At 37.9% G+C, this 6115-nt stretch carries 4 protein-coding genes and 1 pseudogene; 4 read left to right on the top strand and 1 reads right to left on the bottom strand.

The window, feature by feature from the left end:
- The first annotated feature begins 21 nt into the window (after nt 1-21).
- The 3 genes from ABXH34_RS06415 (at nt 22) to ABXH34_RS06425 (ending at nt 3492) form a co-directional block, all read left to right on the top strand.
- Nucleotides 22-771: a HesA/MoeB/ThiF family protein gene (locus tag ABXH34_RS06415; protein ID WP_353571039.1), complete on the top strand. Its 750-nt coding sequence runs from the start codon at nt 22-24 to the stop codon at nt 769-771.
- Between the two features lie 202 nt (nt 772-973).
- Complete coding sequence (locus ABXH34_RS06420) at nt 974-1327, top strand: Hpt domain-containing protein (protein ID WP_353571040.1); 354 nt, start codon at nt 974-976, stop codon at nt 1325-1327.
- A gap of 2 nt (nt 1328-1329) precedes the next feature.
- Nucleotides 1330-3492, top strand: coding sequence for an EAL domain-containing protein (locus ABXH34_RS06425; RefSeq protein WP_353571041.1), 2163 nt, complete (start codon nt 1330-1332; stop codon nt 3490-3492).
- 197 nt (nt 3493-3689) lie between these two features.
- On the opposite strand, the gene ABXH34_RS06430 is transcribed toward ABXH34_RS06425, so the two are convergent.
- Nucleotides 3690-5747: a TRAP transporter permease gene (locus ABXH34_RS06430; RefSeq protein WP_353571042.1), complete on the bottom strand. Its 2058-nt coding sequence runs from the start codon at nt 5745-5747 to the stop codon at nt 3690-3692.
- Between the two features lie 174 nt (nt 5748-5921).
- Here ABXH34_RS06430 and ABXH34_RS06435 point away from each other — a divergent pair.
- A pseudogene (locus ABXH34_RS06435) lies at nt 5922-6115 on the top strand (IS701 family transposase); the annotation flags it as partial.

Consider the following 6115-nt stretch of genomic DNA (forward strand, 5'->3'; position numbering starts at 1 on the left):
TGTAAAAACAAAAAATAATTCATGAATGATAATCAGCTTTTACGCTACAGCCGCCATATTTTATTGCCAGAATTAGATTTAATTGGCCAACAACGTTTACTCAATGCTAAGGTCATGATTATCGGCTTAGGAGGATTGGGCGCACCTGCCAGTTTATATCTTGCTGCGGCAGGTATTGGAAAACTGGTTTTATGTGATTTTGACCAAGTGGAACTCTCTAATTTACAACGTCAAATTACACATCATACTGCAAATATTGGCCAATATAAGGTAGATTCCGCACTGCAACAATTGAAAGCCAATAATCCAGAATGCCAAATTGAGACATTTTATCAGTCATTCGATACCGATACCTTAAGCCAGCAACTCGGTAATATTGATGTGGTGCTAGACTGTACAGACAATCTAACAACACGTTTACAAATCAATCAAGCCTGTGTCCAGACCAAAACCCCGTTAGTCTCTGCGGCAGCAATCAGGATGGAAGGACAAATCAGTGTATTTTTAAATCAGACTGAACAAGACCCTTGTTATCGCTGCTTATATCAAACGGAGCAAGATTTACAAGAAACCTGTACCCAAACGGGCGTTCTTGCACCACTAGTAGGGGTAATTGGTAGTATGCAAGCTTTAGAAACCATTAAATTAATTACCAAAGTTGGTAAAATATTGCACGGACGTTTATTGCTGTTGGATGTGTTGCAAATGGAATCATATACCATGCAATTGCGCAAAAATCCCAATTGTCCTGTGTGTAGCAGCAAACTTTAAATACATGTTTTAGAATTGTCAATTAATCATAAAAAAGTAGATTTATTAGCACAAGTGTTCGGACACTTTTTGAAATCATCAAATAAATTCAATGAGTTGAAAAATGATATTGTTGACAACTTATTGAAATAGTCTAAAGGCTGTCCACAATATTATTAGCAGGCAATACTAAAAAATTCACTATGATAGCGAGGGCAATGCTATGAGTTCAGCACCAGAAACAAGCCCGATTGATTTTACAATGTTGCACCATTTAGAAGAAATTATGGGTAGCGAAACAAGTTTGATGCTACTGCAACAATTTATAGCATACATACCAGAGCAATATGCTCAATTAGCTCAAGCCTTTGAGCAACAAGACTACGAATATTTACGTTACAAATCACATCAATTTAAAGGTGAATGCTTACAAATGGGTGCGGTTTTAGTTGGACAAGCCTGTAAAGAGTTAGAAGATAAAGCGAAAACCATGCACACTAAAAATATCGCATCCTGTTTAGAAAAATTACATTATGAATCCCAACGTGCCATTGCGTTATTAAAACAGGCTCATTAAACATGGCAGATTATCAAGGACATATTTTAGTCGTAGACGATGCCCCTTTAATGCGCAAAGTATTGGCTGAAATATTACAAAAATTTGGTTATCGGGTAAAGACTGCAGATAACGGTCAACAAGCCATTGACTATTTTATTGAGCATCGACCTGAACTCATTTTGATGGATGCGGATATGCCAACATTAGATGGTGTAACCGCCTGTCAACGAATTAAAGCTTTGCCTGAAGCCAAATATTTGCCTGTTATTATTGTCACTGCGTATGTTGGCCGCGAATGGGTAGACAAAGCCTATGCCGCAGGGGCAACCGATTATGTGACTAAGCCTGTTAACTGGGACGTATTGCGCAATCGAATTCATTATATTCTACAAGCAAAACGGGCTGAAGAAGCCTTATTTGATGAAAAAGAAAAAGCCCAAGTGACTTTAGCATCAATTGGTGATGGCGTGATTACAACTGATGCAAAAGGGTTGATTGAATATATTAACCCCATTGCGACCTATCTTACAGGCTGGTCTTATGATGAAGCTCGTGGCAAGCCACTCAATGATATTTTTTCTCTTATCAATGAAATTACTAAGCAATCTGTACACTTTCCGATTGAATCCTGTTTAGAAGAAAGGCAAGTTGTTGAATTAACAAACAATACAAATCATATTGTGTTAAAACATAGAAATGGGAAGCACTGTTTTGCGATTGAAGATTCTGCTGCACCGATTCAAGATCGTCATGGCAATATTATTGGCGTGGTTTTAGTATTTCATGATATGACTGAAAACCGCCGTATGACTCAAAAATTGTCTTATCAAGCCAAGCATGATGCACTTACCACTTTGTTTAATCGGCATGAATTTAATAATCGTCTTCGAGATATATTGCAACAGCCACGCCAAAAAGGGGTTTCGCACGCATTACTTTATTTGGATTTAGACCAATTTAAAATTGTCAATGATACTTGCGGTCATGATGCAGGCGATCAATTATTGAAAGACGTTGCCGCATTACTACAAACCACAGTCAATGAATTTAGCAGCTATATCAATGCTACGTTAGCCCGTTTGGGTGGTGATGAATTTGCGCTATTGTTAGAACAATGTAAATTACAAGATGCGTTATTAATTGCTCATAAATTATGTGATGACGTGCAAAATCTGCGTTTTTTCTGGACTGATGAGAAAAATAAACTCAATCGCCGGGTCTTTAAAATTGGTATTAGTATTGGTTTAATGCCGATTACGGAATATTTATCCGACAAAACAACTAATCAAAAAAGTATATTAGCCATGGCAGATGCGGCTTGCTATGCTGCAAAAAATGCGGGGCGTAACAATGTCCATATTTATAAAGATACTGATTTAGCCGAAGAAATTGAATGGGTTTCAGTTATTAATAGTAATTTGGAAAAAAATTCAGGATTCCATCTTTTTTACCAACCAATTAGCTCGCTTGAAGAAACGCCTTATCCTAAGTTTTATGAAGTCTTGCTACGCATGGATGATCGCCAAGGTCATCTTGCACCGCCGGGCGCATTTTTATCCACCGCAGCCCGTTATAATTTAATGCCCACGTTAGACTTATATGTTATTGCTCAAACCTTGACTTGGCTCACTAATAATCCGACTCGTTTACAAGGTTTAAATCTTTGCAGCATTAACATTTCGGCTTATTCTCTGGCAGATAAAAACTTTTTAAAACAGGTCAAAAAACATTTGCAAGCGACAACAGTGCCTTTAAATAAAATTTGTTTTGAGGTGACAGAAACAGCCGCCATTAGTAATTTCACGGGTGCTCAGCATTTTATTCAGGAAATGAAAGGCTTAGACTGTCAAATTGCGATGGATGATTTTGGTTCGGGTATTTCCGCCTTTAGCTTTTTGAAAAAATTACCGATTGATTTTCTTAAAATTGATGGGAATCTGATTCGGCATATTGCTGAAGATAAAGTAAATTATGCGATGGTCAAGTCTATCAATGAAATTGCTCATTTGATGGGTATTGCAACAATTGCAGAATTTGTTGAAAATGAAGCAATTTTTAATAAACTACAAGGTTTGAAAGTAGATTATATTCAAGGTTTCTGGGTTGGTAAACCACAGCCATTGCAAGATGAACCCATTATGTTAAAACAACTTGCAGATGTACAGCAGCCAGAAGCGATTTAAAAAAAATATCAGGACTGCAATTATTGAAAGACTCGCAGTCCTGAATAGCATCTTAATCACGCTATAGTCATTTTATTTTAAAGTGATACAGGACTGGCAGTCCTTATTTTTGAAAGCAATTAATATTTAAAGAATTTCAGGACTGCCAGTCCTCGCACTTAAGATGGAATTAGCTATAGCTTATAATTTTACCTAATTTATATCGTTCTCCATTTTTGCAACATGAAGATGAAACCGAATAGAGCACCACCTATCACATAACTTAAGTATTGATGTGGTAATGCCATCAATTTTGCGGCTTCATTGGGTAAAAATAAAATCAGCATCACAGGGATAAACAACAAGCGTTCATACCATATTGTGCGGGTATAGAAATAGCCTTGTAATAATGAGGCAAAAGCAAACATACCTACCGTCGTCATCAGAAAAATCAAGCCCACTTCAAACGGATTGGTAATCCATACCCAGCCATTCGCATTCATGGGATCACTTTCATCAATTTCTCGAATCAATAGAATTTCCGAATTGAAGAAAAATACAAACGGCAAAATAGCGGTGCGCATATCATAAATAAAGCCTTGAATCCCTGTTTGAACCGCATTAGCTCGGGCGATGCCAGCAGCAGCGTAAGCAGCAATGCCAACAGGCGGGGTATCATCCGCTAAAATCCCAAAGTAAAATACGAATAAATGGGCTGCAATAGCAGGGACTAAATAACCTGTGTCCATCGATAAATTTAAAATCACAGGCGCAGTGAGTGAAGCCATAATGATGTAGTTTGCAGTGGTTGGTAAACCCATCCCCAAAATCAAAGAAATGAATGCGGTAAATATTAAAATCAACAAGATATTACCGTTTGCAAGTTGTTCAATCACTTCGATTAATACCTGTCCAATACCTGTTAAGGTCACTGAGCCAACAACAACGCCTGCAACAGCAGTGGCTATGGCAATCGGAACCATATTTTTTGCACCTGATACCATACCATTGAAAATATCAATAAACCCTTGTAGAAATAGCTGATTATCTAATTTCTTTCCCATCATGATTGCAGTAAGCGGCTGTTGTACTACCATAATCAGCATTATGAACATAATGGCATTGAATGCGGCGGAAATAGCGGACTGCTGTAACCAAATCAAGGTATAAATGAGGAAAAAGATAGGGATTAAATAATGCAAACCCGACAGAAATGTTTTTAATTTAGGTGGCAATTGGCTGGGGTCTTCGCCTTGAATGCCCAGTTTACATGACTCTAAATGCACTACATAAAATAGAGCAAAATAAGATACAAAGGCGGGAATAAACGCAGCATAAATAACATTTGAATAACTAATGCCCAAATATTCCGCAATAATAAAGGCTGCCGCTCCCATAATAGGTGGCATCAACTGCCCATTGGTGCTGGCTGCCACTTCAACTGCTGCCGCTTTATGGGCTGGAAAACCGATATGCTTCATTAATGGGATTGTAAACGTACCCGTTGTCACGGTATTAGCAGTAGATGAACCTGAGATTATCCCAGTTAAACCACTGGCGACAACTGCTGCTTTAGCAGGCCCACCTCGAAATCGTCCTAACAAGGAATAAGATAAGTTAATGAAATAAGCTCCTGCTCCTGCTTTTTCTAGAAGTGAGCCAAATAGTACAAATAGAAATACAAAACTGGCACTGACTCCCAACGGCACACCAAAAATCCCTTCAGTGGTTAAAAACATGTGGCCTGCCAATTTATTCAGACTTGCACCACGATGCGCGATTAATTCAGGCATATAAGGACCAAAATGGTCGTAAACCAAAAAGACAACCGCAACAATTGCCAATGCAGGCCCTAAAACTCTCCTTGAGGCTTCGAGTAAGAAAACAGTGGTAATCAATGCAATAATAATATCTCGTTGCAAATAGTCACCGGGGCGCATTGCTAATGATTTAAATTCCCAGAAAATATAAAACGCACCAATACTCGCCACCAAGGCAAATAAGAAATCATACCAACTAATGGAAAATTTAGACCAGCGATGTAGAAATGGATAGATGAGAAAAGCAAGCAATAAAGCAAAACTGAGGTGAATAGAACGTACTTGAGTGGAATTAAATGGGTCGGATGTCACAACAATATAAAGTTGAAATAGTGACCAAGCAAATGCAATGAGTGTTACCAGCCAATATTGCCAATGCGAGGAGCTAAAATGGCGTTGACCTTCAAGTGCTTCTGCACTATTTGCATTTAAGTTATCGAGAGTAGAGGGCTGCATATTGGTACCATGATGTGAGCTAGGCTTATTTTGATTCAAATCGGTGTGAATAACAAAAGTTATTTTAGGGTATTTGAATTATGATTAAAGCCACAATAAGCAGAATCGATGAATAACCCTTTTTAATAACTCAAGTTACGCAAAGAATCCCAAATTAAAAGAAGATAAATAAGTATGAAGCAAGAAGAATTAAACATATACACAGATTATTTAAGCGTAAGCTTTGGTCAAGCAACAGCGACAGGGTTGTCAAATATGTTGGAAGGAGAGATAAAGCATGACCGAATAACGCGACTATTGTCAGAGGAAGAACAAGGGTCAAAAGAACGATGGAAACAAACGAAAAAGATAGTACGAGAAATAGAGGA

This window comes from Candidatus Albibeggiatoa sp. nov. BB20 (genome assembly GCA_016744725.1).
Classification (GTDB): domain Bacteria; phylum Pseudomonadota; class Gammaproteobacteria; order Beggiatoales; family Beggiatoaceae; genus Albibeggiatoa.